The sequence below is a fragment of the Streptomyces sp. NPDC006510 genome, assembly GCF_040611955.1.
Taxonomy (GTDB): Bacteria; Actinomycetota; Actinomycetes; order Streptomycetales; family Streptomycetaceae; genus Streptomyces.
Window position 1 is genome coordinate 1 of record NZ_JBEXPH010000211.1, and the last position, 13,513, is coordinate 13,513.

General features: G+C 68.6%; 12 protein-coding genes and 3 pseudogenes. 9 read left to right on the forward strand and 6 right to left on the reverse strand.

Annotated elements, in window-relative coordinates; all coding sequences use genetic code 11:
• The first annotated feature begins 240 nt into the window (after positions 1–240).
• Complete coding sequence (locus ABZY11_RS37375; protein WP_356483433.1) at positions 241–774, forward strand: GNAT family N-acetyltransferase; 534 nt, start codon at positions 241–243, stop codon at positions 772–774.
• Between the two features lie 65 nt (positions 775–839).
• Here the strand turns inward: ABZY11_RS37375 and ABZY11_RS37380 are convergent.
• Positions 840–1,019, reverse strand: a pseudogene (locus ABZY11_RS37380) (ATP-binding protein); the annotation flags it as partial.
• A gap of 229 nt (positions 1,020–1,248) precedes the next feature.
• Entirely contained in the window at positions 1,249–2,382 is a 1,134-nt protein-coding gene (locus ABZY11_RS37385) for a transposase (RefSeq protein WP_356483434.1), read from the reverse strand.
• A 296-nt stretch (positions 2,383–2,678) separates the two neighbouring features.
• Between ABZY11_RS37385 and ABZY11_RS37390 the strand changes: the two are divergent.
• From ABZY11_RS37390 to ABZY11_RS37405, 4 genes and pseudogenes are all read left to right on the forward strand, one after another.
• Positions 2,679–2,923: pseudogene (locus ABZY11_RS37390) on the forward strand (transposase); the annotation flags it as partial.
• A complete protein-coding gene (locus ABZY11_RS37395) occupies positions 2,920–3,195 on the forward strand; it encodes a hypothetical protein (RefSeq protein ID WP_356483435.1) in 276 nt (91 codons plus the stop codon). The pseudogene ABZY11_RS37390 and the gene ABZY11_RS37395, both read left to right, overlap by 4 nt.
• A gap of 729 nt (positions 3,196–3,924) precedes the next feature.
• Positions 3,925–4,220, forward strand: a pseudogene (locus tag ABZY11_RS37400) (pyridine nucleotide-disulfide oxidoreductase); the annotation flags it as partial.
• 349 nt (positions 4,221–4,569) lie between these two features.
• Entirely contained in the window at positions 4,570–5,169 is a 600-nt protein-coding gene (locus ABZY11_RS37405) for a GPP34 family phosphoprotein (protein ID WP_356483436.1), read from the forward strand.
• Between the two features lie 230 nt (positions 5,170–5,399).
• On the opposite strand, the gene ABZY11_RS37410 is transcribed toward ABZY11_RS37405, so the two are convergent.
• On the reverse strand, positions 5,400–5,744 hold the full coding sequence (locus ABZY11_RS37410; RefSeq protein WP_356483437.1) for a hypothetical protein: 345 nt from the start codon (positions 5,742–5,744) through the stop codon (positions 5,400–5,402).
• A 632-nt stretch (positions 5,745–6,376) separates the two neighbouring features.
• Complete coding sequence (locus ABZY11_RS37415) at positions 6,377–7,084, reverse strand: hypothetical protein (protein WP_356483438.1); 708 nt, start codon at positions 7,082–7,084, stop codon at positions 6,377–6,379.
• A 246-nt stretch (positions 7,085–7,330) separates the two neighbouring features.
• On the opposite strand from ABZY11_RS37415, the gene ABZY11_RS37420 reads away from it, so the two are divergent.
• Entirely contained in the window at positions 7,331–7,837 is a 507-nt protein-coding gene (locus ABZY11_RS37420) for a SigE family RNA polymerase sigma factor (protein ID WP_356483439.1), read from the forward strand.
• A gap of 16 nt (positions 7,838–7,853) precedes the next feature.
• Here the strand turns inward: ABZY11_RS37420 and ABZY11_RS37425 are convergent, their stop codons facing one another.
• The gene (locus ABZY11_RS37425; RefSeq protein ID WP_356483440.1) at positions 7,854–8,360 is read right to left on the reverse strand and encodes a hypothetical protein; all 507 of its coding nucleotides are present in this window, start codon (positions 8,358–8,360) and stop codon (positions 7,854–7,856) included.
• A 56-nt stretch (positions 8,361–8,416) separates the two neighbouring features.
• On the opposite strand from ABZY11_RS37425, the gene ABZY11_RS37430 reads away from it, so the two are divergent.
• Together ABZY11_RS37430 and ABZY11_RS37435 are read left to right on the forward strand one after the other, a co-directional pair.
• Positions 8,417–9,640 (forward strand): glycosyltransferase, encoded by a 1,224-nt coding sequence (locus tag ABZY11_RS37430; RefSeq protein WP_356483441.1) that lies wholly within the window; start codon positions 8,417–8,419, stop codon positions 9,638–9,640.
• Positions 9,637–10,917, forward strand: coding sequence for a glycosyltransferase family 39 protein (locus tag ABZY11_RS37435; RefSeq protein WP_356483442.1), 1,281 nt, complete (start codon positions 9,637–9,639; stop codon positions 10,915–10,917). Before ABZY11_RS37430 ends, ABZY11_RS37435 begins: the two co-directional genes overlap by 4 nt.
• Positions 10,918–11,152: 235 nt before the next feature.
• Here ABZY11_RS37435 and ABZY11_RS37440 read toward each other — a convergent pair whose 3' ends face one another.
• Entirely contained in the window at positions 11,153–12,364 is a 1,212-nt protein-coding gene (locus ABZY11_RS37440; protein WP_356483443.1) for a phosphotransferase, read from the reverse strand.
• Positions 12,365–12,513: 149 nt separating this feature from the next.
• Here ABZY11_RS37440 and ABZY11_RS37445 point away from each other — a divergent pair, with 149 nt between their 5' ends.
• On the forward strand, positions 12,514–13,368 hold the full coding sequence (locus ABZY11_RS37445; protein WP_356483444.1) for a YwqG family protein: 855 nt from the start codon (positions 12,514–12,516) through the stop codon (positions 13,366–13,368).
• Positions 13,369–13,513: the final 145 nt, after the last annotated feature.

Below are 13,513 nucleotides of genomic sequence, written 5' to 3' on the forward strand. Positions count from 1 at the left end.
TTCCACGGGCCGAACTGTCAGCCGCACCGCACCCGGTACGGGTCAATTCCGGGCAACTTTCCATGGCCCACTTGCCCGACAATCGTCACCCAGCGCGCATGGTCCACGGAAAGTGAGCCAGAACCCGAGAAACGACGTCACCTGGCCCAACGTCGCTCGTCGTCCTGGAAGGAGCGACGAGTGCGGGGCGGTGCCGAAACCCAGGTGCGGACCGGTCTGGAGCCTCGGCAGGATGGGCGGATGGAGCAACCTCTTGACGTGCCTGAACTCGCCGCTGGTGGTGGATTCACGCTTCGGCCGTGGCGCCTTTCGGACCTTCCGCTTGTCCGTGAGGCGTCGGAAGACGACTACATCCCGTTGATCACGACGGTGCCGGCGCCCTATTCCGAGCCGGCGGGCGTCGCGTTCATCGAACGGCAGTGGGGCCGAGCAACCACGAGGGCTGGTTATACGTTCGTCATCGTGACCTCTGACGATCGGCCAGTTGGCCAGGTCGGGCTGTGGCTGAGGGACTTGGAACAGGGCCGCGCGTCGCTGGGCTACTGGGTTGTCAAGTCGGCGCGTGGTCAGGGTGCCGCCGTGGCTGCCGTCGACGCAGTGGTCGGCTGGGCTTGCGTGAGCTGCGGATTCCCCGGCTTGAACTGTGGGTGGAGCCGTGGAACACAGCCTCCGTGCGCACTGCCGAGCGTGCTGGGTTCCGACGTGAGGGGCTGCTGCGGAGATGGCAGCAGGTGGGGGACGAACGCCGGGACATTTTCATGTATTCGCTGTTGAACGACGAGCTGTGATGTCGTTGGTCCTGCCGCCGGGCCGGCAGGACCAACGCGCTGGCGCCAGGGTCAACCGGCCTTGACCGGGGCTTCGGCGCGGGCGCGGGTGCTGGCGAGGCGGTAGGAGTCGGTGCCGGTCTCGATGATCGTGCCGTTGAAGGTGACCCGGTCGACGATGGCCGCGCAGAGGCGGGGGTCGGTGAAGGTCTTGGTCCAGCCGCCGAAGGACTCGTTGGAGGCGATGGCGAGCAGTCCCGGCAGGTCAGGACGCTGAAGGTGATGACGATCGCGTCTTTGCCGTGTTGCTTCACCGGGTTCCAGTGGGAGCTGGTCCTGCCGGCGGGGCAGCGGACCTGGCGGGTCTTCCAGTTGATGGTGAAGGCGTTCTTGTCGAAGCCTCCGGCGGCCTTGGCCTGGGCAGAGTGGTCCAGGAGGACCGGGGTGACCATGCGGATGCCCTGTTCCATGGCCTTGGTGATCAGGTTGGCCGACGGGTAGCCGGAGTCGAGGTAGTGCTCGCGGGCTTCACCCCGTGCTCGGCGAGCTTGCGCTGGATCGGGGCGGTCGCCTTCACATCCGGCACGGTCGCGTCGGTGGTGTGCACGTCGGTGATCAGATTCGGCATCACCTCTGTCCCCGCATCGGCGTCGGCGTCGGCGTCGGGCAGGGTGGTGCAGGTTTCCGTGAGATGGATCTTGTATCCCATCCAGAACAGGTCGTCGCCCTTGGCCGCCCAGCGTGCGGCAGAGTCGTAGGGGGAGGTCAGGCGGAGTCGACCGGGCGGGACGCCGTCGTCGGCGTCCCGCTTCTTGATCACCTGCCGTCCCCGGGCATCGATCCGGACGATGTAGGTCTGCACGAGGACCTGCCGCAACAAACCGACGGCCTCGATCTCGCGAATCCAGGCCGGAGTGTCATCGGCCCAGGCCGCCCGGCACAAGGCGAGGGCATCCTGCCCGAAGACCCGGGCGAGACGGTCACGTTTCGCCTGCGAGGGCGGGATGCGCCAGCCGTCGACCCGCGGCCCGTACCGCTCGGCGAACTCCGTCACGTTGATGTGTCCGGCCAGCCAGGCCGGTGCCGCGACCGCGAGGGCCTCCAGGGCCGCCCGCACACTCTCCCCGGCCAGCTCCAGACGGTTCAAGTCCCGCACCGCACTGATCACATGGGTGGAATCCGTGCGCTGCTTGCCCCCGGCCGCCACCAGGCCGGCCTCCTTGCAGTGCTCCAGGAGCCGGTCGAAGACCACCCGCTCCAGACCGTTGTCCGCGAGCCGGGCCCGGAACCTGCACAGCACGCTGGCATCGAAACCGGTATCCGTCAGCTCCGCCCCCAGCGCGTACTTCCAGTCGATCGCCCGCACCGCCATCGCCGCGGCCTGCCGGTCCGTCAGGCCTTCCGCGAACTGCAACACCGTCACCAGCGACAACGCCCCGGGCGACAGGCCCGGAGCACCCCGCACCCCGAACGCCTCCGTGAACGGCTCATCAACGAAGACCTCCGCGAGGCGATCCCGCACCCGTATCGGCAAACTCCCCTTCGGGAACGCCGCCCGGGCCACCACCACCGTCTGTTCCGGGATCTCCGGCAACCCCACCGGCCGCATCGACATTTGTACCGCCTCCACGGCCGCACGACAGGAAGGCGACCCCGCCAACGATCACCGCCGACCCGGCCTTACCCCCGCAGCGAATTGCGCAGCAGAGTCCGGCACCAACCCAAAACGACGGAGCACGCGGACGGAGACGTAGCATGGTCTGTGAGAGGGCGTTAAGTCCCGTTCCTGGCGATGTGGTGTGGCCCGTTCGTGGGTGATGGGACGGTTCCGCCCTCGCATCATGTCGTGTACATGACGGGGTCGGGCATGGAACGGATGCCGTACGCAACCGACTTGTCCGACGAGCAGCGCGGGGACTCGCCATGGACGTGCTGGGCCTGATCATCGGTGTGGTGATCCTCGCCGCGAGCGCGCACGACAACGAGGCCGGCATCGCCCTGCTGGACCAGGCGGCCGAACGATGCGGGATGCGCCTGGAAAAGGTCCTGGTCGACCAGGGCTTCAAAGACGCCGTGATCATTCCACCGCTGGCATGCTCCGCCGCCTCACCACCCCTACCCCCACCTGGCGGGACGACGTGGAGCTGGCCGCGTGAACGTCAGCGAACTCCTGCGGCTGCTGCAGACCGAACACGATGAGACCGCCGCACGAGCCGACCACCTGCGCGAGCAGATCGAGCGGCTCACCACCTCCCTCGCCGAGACCGAAGCCCGCCTGGCCGAGCTCACCGCGACCCGCAAGGTCATCGAGGGGCCTCACCCCTCCCGACCACGCAACGGCCCCCGCGGAGACCGCCACCGCCACCGTCTATCAGCGCATCGTGACCACGTTCAACGAGCACCCCGGGAAGGTGTTCCGCGTCCGTGACCTGCACGAGCACCCCGGCCTGCCCATCGACGAGCCCTCGATCAACGTCACCCGCTCCCGCCTGGGACGACTCGTCCGCCAAGGACTCCTCGAACAACCCGGACGCGGCCGCTACCAGAAACGGACTTACTGTAAGTTGCGGCGCTGCCGCACCGGCCGGGATGCGGCCTTGAAGCCCTTCCGGGCCCAGCTCGTCTCACTCGTCCTGTGGCTCCGCCAGCCGCCAGGTGATCAGTCTCCGATGAACCACAGATAGCTGCCGGGCGTCTGTGAACAGGACTGCAGTAGCGCCATCAGATCGCGGACGGCCGCCGCTTGTGGTTCATCGGAGCACTGTTGCAGAAGGCCGGGGCCTTCTCGAAGGGCGGCCTCAGCCTCCGGTTCCAGGACTTCGCCGACTCGACAAGGTTTCCGCCCTACCAGGCCCGGCACTGACCCCGAGCGCCCCTTCGCAGCTGGAGCCTGTGACTGGGCGACCGGAATCGAGCAACCATCTATTGCCAAAAGTCGTTGTTGAGACCGAAACCAAGTGAGGAACACGAGTGCCCCTGGGGATTTTCAGAGATCCTCATCCGCGCTGCCGGGACCGCCATACGAGCCGGCTGTGGCTGATCACCCCTCGCCTGCGGGTTCGTAGGTCGCAGCGGCAGCGGCGTCCTGGCGGCCGTAGCCGGACAGCAGCAGCGCCATTGCGCCCTTGCGGATGTCGTCGGCAGTGGTCTGGGAGACATCGAGCTGACGTTGCGTAACGCAGAAGGCACCACAGTGTCAGCGGAGGCGGTGGGCCGGAACGGCGATCGGCAGACGGTCAGAGCAGACGCCGCCTACCTCAGCATCGGGAACGCACCGACCGCTCCGTCCGGCGACCTGATTCGTGGTGCGGGCGGATACTGCCCGCCTCCCGACCAGCACCCCCGCATCATCGTGGCAGGCGACCTGGCTCCGCCCGCTTCCAGCGGATCATGACCGCCCTGGGCTCCGGCAGCGAAGCCGCGCTGCACGCCTGCTACGCGGCCAGGGAACTTGCTCGCCAAAGGCTGAGGAATCTCCGTGACCAGTCAGGCCAAGGTGGCGGTCGCTGCTGCCGTCATCGTTCAGGGCGGGCGAGTCCTGCTCGTGCAACGACTCGTCGGTGTTGTGAGCCGTCGGCCATAGCGACCAGTTCCTTGGTGCCGTCCGCACGGGCCGAGCTGCCGAAGAACTACTCCATCGCCGGCACGAAGTCGCCAGAGGGCAGGCCGCTCCCGCCTTGCGAAAGGGTTTCGGCCGCTCGGCGGGGCGATACTGATCGTGACAGTCACCCCGCCGCCGGGCCGGCCTCGGACGCGGGCCCGGTCGGTGAAAACGCACCTTTGTCGATGAGGGGAGCCGTTCATGACCACGGCGAAAGACCTGTTCATCATCGCCATGGACCTGAAGCATTCCGTGGGACAGGGCGACCTGTCCCTCGCACTCGCGGGAGCCGAGCTGATCGATCTCGTCGGTGCGGAGGCGGTCGCCGTGGACGGAGACCGCATCGTGCCGGGTGGACCGCCGACGCTGGACGATCGGTTCATGGACGAGGCTGCGGCAGCGCTCACTCGGCAGGCGCCCTACGAGCGGATCGAGGACTGGCTGTGGCGCCGGGGCCGAGACCTCTCGGCCGCGTACCAGGCCGCCTTGGAGGAGAACGGTGAACTGAAGCCGCAGCGAAGCGGCCGGCTGTCCTTCGGCTCGGAACGCGTGGAACCGGTCGATACGCCCGCGCGCCGCCGTGCAACCGACCGCTGGAAAGAGAAGGAACCCGTCCTGACAGCCCTCGCCTCGGTCGTGGGCATCGACGACGAACGATCCGACGAGGAGGCCGGCCTTGATGACGAGGCGGTGACAACCGTGGTGGCCGCCGTCCGCGACGCGGTGATGGAACTGGAGGCCGTACGCCAGCGGCGGACCATCGAGAACGCGGCCTTCGCCAACCTCTGGCGCGGACCGTGAGCCGAGCCCACCTTCAGCGGCGCGGCCGAGCCCGACGGCGACGGTGAACGTCGCACGGCCGTCGGGCAGCTCCCCCAGCATGTCCGAGGACCCGTGCGGGACTGCTGCAACCTTCCTCCTGGCACCGGCTGCGCCCCGACCTCACCCCGGACGACCTCACCTGCCTCGGGCGCGCCTTGTTCATCCCTATGTGACGGCTTCCTCGTCCCGGGAGCAGCAAAGCCGGCATGTCACTGGTTCACCGCGCCGAAGCGCTCGTCGTGGAAGCGCCAGCCGGCGGTGCCGTCGTCATAGATGACCAGCATGAACTCAGCGACCGGGCTGCCGTCGGGAAACGACATGGCGAGCGCATTGCGGATTTGCGTGTAGCAGGCCCCGGCCTGCTCCCAGTCCTCCTTCTCGTTGGCCCGCTCTTGCTCAGCGAAGAGGGGACGGAACTCCTCAAAACCAGGAAGTGTCTCGACTTCGGCGTAGATCCAGGGCATATCGGTGCCGATCACGGTCAGCCGGGCAATCTCCTGGTCGCCGCGGTGGAGCCGCCAGATACCGCCGGTGGTCAGGTTCGGGTTGGCCATATCCCCATGATGGCGATCACCACTGACAGGCGGTGCGACAAGCCGCGGGCGCTGAGACGGGACAGGGATCAACCCCACGATCGGTCAGCCTTCGCTGGCACAGGTCAACAGCGAGGATCGGGTGCGGACCGTGGTCGAGCCGGCAGGGGTGTCACGCTGATCGGCCTGGCCCCTACGCCGCCGTGCCTCGCCGGCGCTGTACCTCATCAGGATCGCATGCGCTATAGTTGATCTTGGCAGTTCGCCGCAACTTGCGGTGACTGACAATGCGTTGGTGGTCCAAGGAAAGACGCCCCGCTTCCCGCGGGGAAATGCAGGTGCAAGGCCTGCCCAGCGCTCACTCACGAAGCCCTTCCCTCCACCGGGGAAGGGCTTCGTCATGTTCGCCCGGGGTCTTCAGCCGCAGTCGTTGCTGTTGATCTTCAAGGAGCGGGTCCGTGCCTGGCACCGTTCCGGGGCACGGGCCGGGCGCGGCTTCGTCGTCCGGGAGACATCGCCGGCGGGCGGTTGGCGGCGCCGTCGCCCGTGGCCGGGCAGGCCGGCCGGGATGCGTCGTCATCTGCTGGAGGCGTCTCACTGCGCCACGACAGCAGAGGGCCCTGCATCGTAGTCTCGTGAACCACAGAAGCCGGTCAGTGCACGCGTTCACCGCACTCCGCCGGAAACAGGACGGCGCCGGGCGGCAGTTCGCCCGGACGCCGTCCCATCACCCGCAGGCACGCTTCACGAGCCCCCTCCACGGGGTGGTATTCGAGGGCAACCTCGTCCAGCACGACGATCTCACCGACGAGGTGCAGTTCCACCGCGTGCACGCCGCCCGGGAAACAGCCGGCCAGGACCCCGAAGGCTGCTGTGTCATTGCCGTCGGCGACGCACTCTCGGACCTCGAAGCGCCAGTGCTCGGCCGCATCGGCAAGCAGCGCCTTGCCTCGCTTGCCCAGTCCGGCGAGGAGAGCTGTGCGGGCTCGCAGATGGTGGGCGATGGTGCAGCAGATCGGTACTGATGCGCCGTAGGATGTCGTCACCCGCGTGTACTCGGCGTGGGGACAGGACGACAGGGCCTCATCGACCAGCCCCAACGCGGTGTCCCGCGCCGCCGGGTGGCCCTGCTGAGCGACGTCCAGGAGTAGAGGGGTCGCGACCGCAGCCGCCGGAAACACCGCGGCACTGTGGCCATGAACGATTCCGCCGCCGCCGAGCAGCGAGCCGGCCTCCGCCGCCTGCACCAGGTTCGCCGCATCGGCCAGGGCACGCAGACCGCGAGCGGCACGGGCCGGTTCATACCAATCGGGATGGCCCGGTATGGCACCCCAATCCACCGCATCGATCGCATCCAACACGACAGCATCCTCGCACCTGGCTGCGAAGGTGACCCACGCCACGACGCGCTACCCGTTCCCGACCTGGCGCCTTCACAAATGGTTCCTCTTCCCGGGCCGGCACGATGAGGCAGCCGTGGCGTCCGGATGTCGCGCTTGTCACCAACATGTCATGTGATCCAGATCACGGGCCTCAGGTGCATCGTGGGTCGTACGCCAGTGCCTTTTACAGGGTGTAGGCGATCGGCGAGAACAAGGACAGTGCGGATGGAGCAGAGTCGAGCCCATGCGTTCGACGAGTTCGTGGCTGCCCGCTGGTCGGTGCTGCTCCACCTGGCCCGTCTGCTCGTCGGAGGCGATCGGCATCGGGCCGAGGACTTGTTGCAGGAGTCCTTGGTCAAGCTCTGGTTCGCCTGGCCCAAGGTCGCGGATGACGCACCGGAGCCGTACGTCCGCAAGGTGATGATGCGTGCGGCGGCACGCTCGGGACAGCGGCGTTGGTGGGGTGAACGCCCCGTCGAACAGCTGCCGGAGGCGGCGATGGCCGGCGATGTTTCCGCGGACGTGGCGGAGCGTTCCCGACTGGAGGCCGCGCTGGCCCAGTTGTCGCCGAAGCAGAGGGTGGCGGTGGTACTGCGCTACTACCAGGACCTGCCCGAGGGGCAGGTGGCGGAGGCACTCGGATGCCCGGTGGGCACGGCCCGGTCCCACGCCGCACGCGGAGTGGCGCGACTGAGGCAGCTCCTGGGCAATGTGACCGAGCCGGTGCAGTGAAGGAGAACCCCATGGATCACTTCGAGCGGCAGCTGGCACAGATGATGCGCGACACCGAGGCGCCCGCACCGTTCGAGCCGAAGCATCGGGAACGTCTCTGGGCAGGGGTGCGTGTCCGCCGCCGGAGACGGGCCGCACAGAGGGCAGCCGGCTCCGTCCTGGCCGTCGTCGGCCTCAGTGTCGGGCTGTTCCTGCTGCCCGGCCTTGTGCCCCGGGCCGAGCCCAGCCGGCCCGGCCCACAGCCCGCGACGAGCCCGTCGAGCTCCGCCCCGCACGCGACACCCGACGCGTCCCCGAGCGCGACACCCTCCTCGGACACCTCCACGGCCCCCGCGTCCCCGGACGGGGCTGTCACCATCATGCCGCCGGGCACGACCGGGAGTACGGCCACCGAGTCCCCGCCAGGGAGCACGGAGAGCGCGTCGCCGCCCTCGACCTCGGCCCCGCCTTCGGGTACGGCGACCGCCCGGAACCAGCCGTCCACCACCTCGCCCTCGCCCATCACCCCATAACGCTGTAGCACACCGTCGCCCCAAGCGTCTTCGGCCTGCCCCGCACCAGGCCACAAAAGGACAAAACATGAGAAAACAAGGGTCACTTGCCCTGCAGGACCCAAGCCCACTGCCGCACCGCGCGCCGGTGGCGACGCACCACCCGGAGCCCGTCCTGGACGTGGTCGTCCCCGTGTTCAATGAGGAGAAAGATCTGGAGCCGAGCGTGCGGCGGCTCCACGCACACCTGTGCCAGACCTTCCCCTATCCGTTCCGCATCACCATCGCCGACAACGCCAGCACGGACAGCACCCCGCTGATCGCCGCTCGGCTGGCAGACGAACTGCCCGAAGCACAGTGGCTTCGGCTGGCCGAGAAGGGGCGCGGCCGGGCGCTGCGTACCGCCTGGTCGCTCTCGTCGGCCCCCGTACTCGCGTACATGGACGTGGACCTGTCCACGGAACTGACGGCGTTGCTGCCGCTCGTGGCCCCGCTGCTCTCCGGCCACTCCGATATCGCCATCGGCACCCGCCTGGCCCCCGGTTCCCGGGTGGTACGCGGCCCCAAACGAGAGATCACCTCTCGTTGCTACAACGCCCTCCTGCGCTTCGTCCTCGCCGTGGGCTTCTCCGACGCGCAGTGCGGATTCAAGGCGGTGCGGCGTGATGTGGCCGAGCGACTGCTGCCCCTCATACAGGACTCGGAGTGGTTCTTCGACACCGAACTGCTGGTGATCGCCGAGCGTGCCGGGCTGCGCATCCATGAGGTACCGGTCGACTGGGTGGACGATCCCGACACCCGGGTCGACATCCTTGCCACAGCACTGGCCGACCTGCGCGGCATCGCCAGGATCGGCGGGGCACTGGCACGGAACACACTGCCGCCGGGCGGGTCGCTCCGCGATGTCGGCGCCGCTGCACCGGGCAGGCTCGCCACCCAACTCGTGTGCTTCGCCGCCGTAGGAGCCGTCAGCACCCTCGCATACCTGCTCCTCTATGCAGCGCTGCGCCCGGTGGCCGGATCCCAGGCCGCCAACGCACTCGCGCTGCTGGTCTGCGCCGTCGCCAACACGGCCGTGAACAGGCGGCTCACCTTCGGCCTCCGCGGCCGTGGCGGTGTGCTGCGCCACCAGAGCAGGGGCCTGGTCGTCCTCCTGATCGGCCTGGCGCTCACCGGCGGATCGCTCGCCGCCCTGCACCACGCGGTGCCCTCGGCCGGGCAGACCATCGAACTCGCCGTACTCGTCGCAGCCAACCTGGCCGCGACGTTGCTGCGGTTCCTGTTCTTCCGAGCATGGGTGTTCCGCGCATGATCAAGACCATCGCCCGTACGACCGCGACCGGCACCCCGACCTGGAACGCGAAGCTGTCGCAGCAGCCCGCCACCACGGGCCCCGACCGCCGGCGCCGGCTGCGCCGCACAGCCGAGCACTACGGCCCCGTACTGGCCGTCTACGGCACGCTCAAGTTCATCGGCTTCGCCTCCTTCATGTGGCTGCTGCACTCCTCCGGGGACTACCGCACGAAACACCCGCGCTTCGGCGGCGGCGCCCACCCGTGGGACGTCCTGGCCAGCTGGGACGGCTGGTGGTACCAGCAGATCGCCGAGCACGGATACGACCCTCAACTGGTCCCGATCCCCGGCGCCACCGGCCCGATCACCCTCGAAGGGAACTCGGCGGCGTTCTTCCCGCTCTACCCGGCGCTGATGCGGCTGGTCTCCGAGCTCACCGGCCTCGGCTCGTACGGCGCCGGCATGCTGGTCTCCGTCGTCGCCTCCTTGGCCGCCGCCCTGGGCATCTACGCCGTCACCGAACGCCTCGGCGGCAGAAGGGCCGGGCTGGCCGCGGCCGGACTCTGGGCCGTCTGGCCCGGTTCCGGCGCGGAGTGGGCCGTCTACTCCGACTCCCTCTACGTGGCCCTGGCCGTCTGGGCCTGCCATGCCGTCCTGAGCCGCCGCTGGCTCACCGCCGGCCTCCTCACCTGCGTGGCAGGGCTCAACCGGCCCACCGCCGGGGCGCTGATCGCCGCCGTCGCCGTCGCGGCCCTGCTCGAGCTCCGGCGTCACCGGGACGACATCCTGCGTCCGGTGGCCGCGATGGCCGTCGCCCCGCTCGGCCTCCTCGCCTATATCGGCTGGGTGGGTCACGAAATGGGCGACTACGGCGGCTACTTCAAGCTTCAGTCCGATGCCTGGGCCCACGAATGGGACTACGGCCGGCACACCTTCGACGTCCTCACATCCGTCCCGGTGGGCCACTCCGACTATCTCTCCGCCTGGCCTTTCGCGGACCTGATCGGCGTCGGGGTCGTCCTGCTCGCGCTCGCACTGCTCCTGCTGCTGATCCGGCTGCGTCCCCCAACCATCCTGATGGTCTACACCGTCCTCACCCTCGTCCTCATCCTGGGCAGCCAGCAGATATTCGCCAACGTCTCCCGCTATCTGCTCCCCCTCTTCCCGCTCTTCCTCCCACTCGCCCTCGCCCTGCGCCGCCTCAGCCTGCCCCTCCAGCTCACGCTCCTCGGCATCGCGGCCCTGGCTTCCGGCTCGTACGCGGGCTACGGCCTTTTCGAACTCGGCGTCCCGTAACCGACGGCCCCAGGACGTCCAGATGCCACTTGTCGCCGGGCTGGGGCCGGTCGGCGGCGCGGTCCGTCGGCGTACCGCTGACCGAACTTCAAGCATCAGCGGCGGATCGCCTCGTACGGGAAGCGTGCGCCGCACCGGCTGCAGCGCCTTCACGCACTGTTCGTGGGCCACGAGGGGATCGACACCGGCTCCCGGTCGTGGACGGCCATGGCCCACTCACCCATGCGCCCGTTGATCAGTTCGTTCGAGCACTGGTTGCGGTGCCGTCGCCGAGGGCGGCTGACGGGCGCCCGGCCCTGGCTGTGGACGTCTCACCGTGGCTGCGGTCGGACGCCGACACGGCCTTCGAACGGCCCCGAGCATGCGCGTTGATCACGCTGCGTCGGATCCAGGCGGTGAGATGGGGCAGGGTCTGGTAGGTCTCCGCGGTGCGTGCTGCGGCTTCCAGTGTTGCGATGAGCTGAAGTCGGCTGTGGTCGCCTGGTGAGTGGGTGTCGAGCAGGGCGAATCGCTGCAGACGAACAAGCGCCCAGGACACGCAGGCAGCAGCGAGGCCGTTTCCGTACCGCCGGTCGGTCGTCATTGGCTTCCGGAATGCCGCGGGCCAGGGCGTGGCGGTACTGGTCGGCGAGGCCTGTGGTGGTCGGATCGCCACCGTCAGCCAGGCGGGTCCCGGTACATACAGGCACACAGCATCGGTCAGCGCGTGGGTGTAGCCGGCGAATTCGAAGTCGATGAGGCGGGCGTCGGTCGGTCCGGAGGCGTGGAGGAGGATGTTGTTGACTTCTGCGTCCCCGTTGCTCAATGCGAGGAAGGAGCCTGGAGCATTCAACTCTTCCATGGCTGGGGCGAATTCGTGGACACCCCGGCTGGCGAGGGGAGCCCCGAGCGCCGAGGCGCGCTCTATCGCTTCCTCTCTGAGGGGGGCGAGTCGTCCTGCCTGGTCTGCCGCAGCGTCAACCGGCCCCAGCTCGGCCCGACGAGTGTAGTAGGTCTCGGCCCTGCCTGCGCTGGCCGCGCTCAGCGCACCGCGGGCGCGGGCGAACGCGGCCAGTCGGTCGCCGTGCGCTGCCGCTCCGTCCCGCCGAAGCAGCTGGTCCAGGGCGACGCGGGGAGCGAGGTCTTCCAGGACGAGGAATCGGGCAGCCGAGTCGGCGGCGATGACGCGAGGGGCGAGGCCGATCCCGAGATCCTCGCTGAGGAACTGGAGCGCAGCCAGTTCGGTACGCAGCCGCCATGGTGCGGTACGCGCATCGCGCTGCCCGTTCGGTGTCCACTTGACGACGACGGAGCGCGGAAGGACGGACGTGCCTTGAAGCCAGCCCCGGGTTACGGCCCACGGTTCCACCTGCTCCCAACGGTCGACAGCGACCGGCGAGGCGAAGAGGTCTGTCAAGAGGTGCTTCAGCGCGTCGACTCGGAAGATCCCTCTCGGGGCAGCCGCCATGTGCTCACTCCACGGCTCGATCCTCTGCGTCGGGCATGCGTGCGAGGAATCACAGAGAGTAAGTCTGGTCACCCACCGGGCATCCCGCGGGGAATTTCAAAGAGCGTCAACACGCCGCAGTGTCAGCGGCGCCAGGGATAGTGGCCTTCATGACTGATGAGCGATACTCCCAGCTTGCTGCCGAGCAGCTTCCCGGCGATCTTGCTCAGCCCTGGACGGCGCTCCTGCGCCCGTGCATACGCCTTCGTCGGGCCGCAGACAGCGAGCAGGCCGTGGCCGCCCTCGGTGGAAGCCCGGACCTCCCGGCAGGGGGCGGCTGGCCCGAGTGGCCCGGGCACGGGCCACTGCCCTTCATCGCTTCAGTGCGGTGTGCCGCGCTACCACGCGAGGGGCTTGCCGAACAGTTCCCGCAGGACGGGACCCTGCTCTTCTTCTACTTCGACGGTCAAGCCGACGAAAGCGCCTTCGTCCCCGCTGATGACCCTGAGACGTGGGCTGGGGCCCAGGTGCTGTACGTCCCGGAGAACACCCCGGGCTTTTCGACAGACGTCCCCCAGGACCTGGAAGCGTTCCCACGCGTGGACCTCACTGCAGACGCGGAGGAAAGCGCCCCCGACATGCGGCTGCCCCAGACCCGGCAAGCTCTGCTCGGCGACAGCCGGCACTGGCCGCACCCACGCGAAACCCCGTCCGAGCTCAAGCCGTTCCTCCGTGCCTTCGCTCGCCTGCGCACCCGCATCGGGCACCAGATCGGCGGCCACGCCGTACCCGTCCAGGGCCCGGTGGAGTACGAGATCGCGAACGCGGCGCTCGGCAGCATTCACTCGTGGGGCGACCACCCCCTGGACCAGGAAGCCGAGCGCTGGGTACTGCTCGCCCAGTTCGACAGCGACAAAGACGCGAAGATGACGTGGGGCGACACGGGCACCCTCTACTGGCTCATCCGCCCCGAAGACCTCGCCGCCCACCGCTTCGACCGGGCCCGGCTCACCCTGCAGTGCTGATCAGCCTCGATCCTCGCGCAGCTCGGCGACCATGTTGATGAGGTCCTGGAGGGAGTGTCATGAATCAGGTGTGGACCTCCACGAAGGAGTCACCTGATGAGTACGACGACTGATCACCTGATCGAGACTGGGGCCGGTGTGTCGC

What these genes read in the sequence shown, in the direction of transcription:
- ABZY11_RS37405 (WP_356483436.1), top strand. Translation starts at nt 4,570, where the DNA reads ATGACCACGGCGAAAGACCTGTTCATCATCGCCATGGACCTGAAGCAT.
- ABZY11_RS37445 (WP_356483444.1), top strand. Translation starts at nt 12,514, where the DNA reads ATGACTGATGAGCGATACTCCCAGCTTGCTGCCGAGCAGCTTCCCGGC.
- ABZY11_RS37435 (WP_356483442.1), top strand. Translation starts at nt 9,637, where the DNA reads ATGATCAAGACCATCGCCCGTACGACCGCGACCGGCACCCCGACCTGG.
- ABZY11_RS37385 (WP_356483434.1), bottom strand. Translation starts at nt 2,382, where the DNA reads ATGTCGATGCGGCCGGTGGGGTTGCCGGAGATCCCGGAACAGACGGTG.
- ABZY11_RS37410 (WP_356483437.1), bottom strand. Translation starts at nt 5,744, where the DNA reads ATGGCCAACCCGAACCTGACCACCGGCGGTATCTGGCGGCTCCACCGC.
- ABZY11_RS37430 (WP_356483441.1), top strand. Translation starts at nt 8,417, where the DNA reads ATGAGAAAACAAGGGTCACTTGCCCTGCAGGACCCAAGCCCACTGCCG.
- ABZY11_RS37420 (WP_356483439.1), top strand. Translation starts at nt 7,331, where the DNA reads ATGGAGCAGAGTCGAGCCCATGCGTTCGACGAGTTCGTGGCTGCCCGC.
- ABZY11_RS37375 (WP_356483433.1), top strand. Translation starts at nt 241, where the DNA reads ATGGAGCAACCTCTTGACGTGCCTGAACTCGCCGCTGGTGGTGGATTC.
- ABZY11_RS37440 (WP_356483443.1), bottom strand. Translation starts at nt 12,364, where the DNA reads ATGGCGGCTGCCCCGAGAGGGATCTTCCGAGTCGACGCGCTGAAGCAC.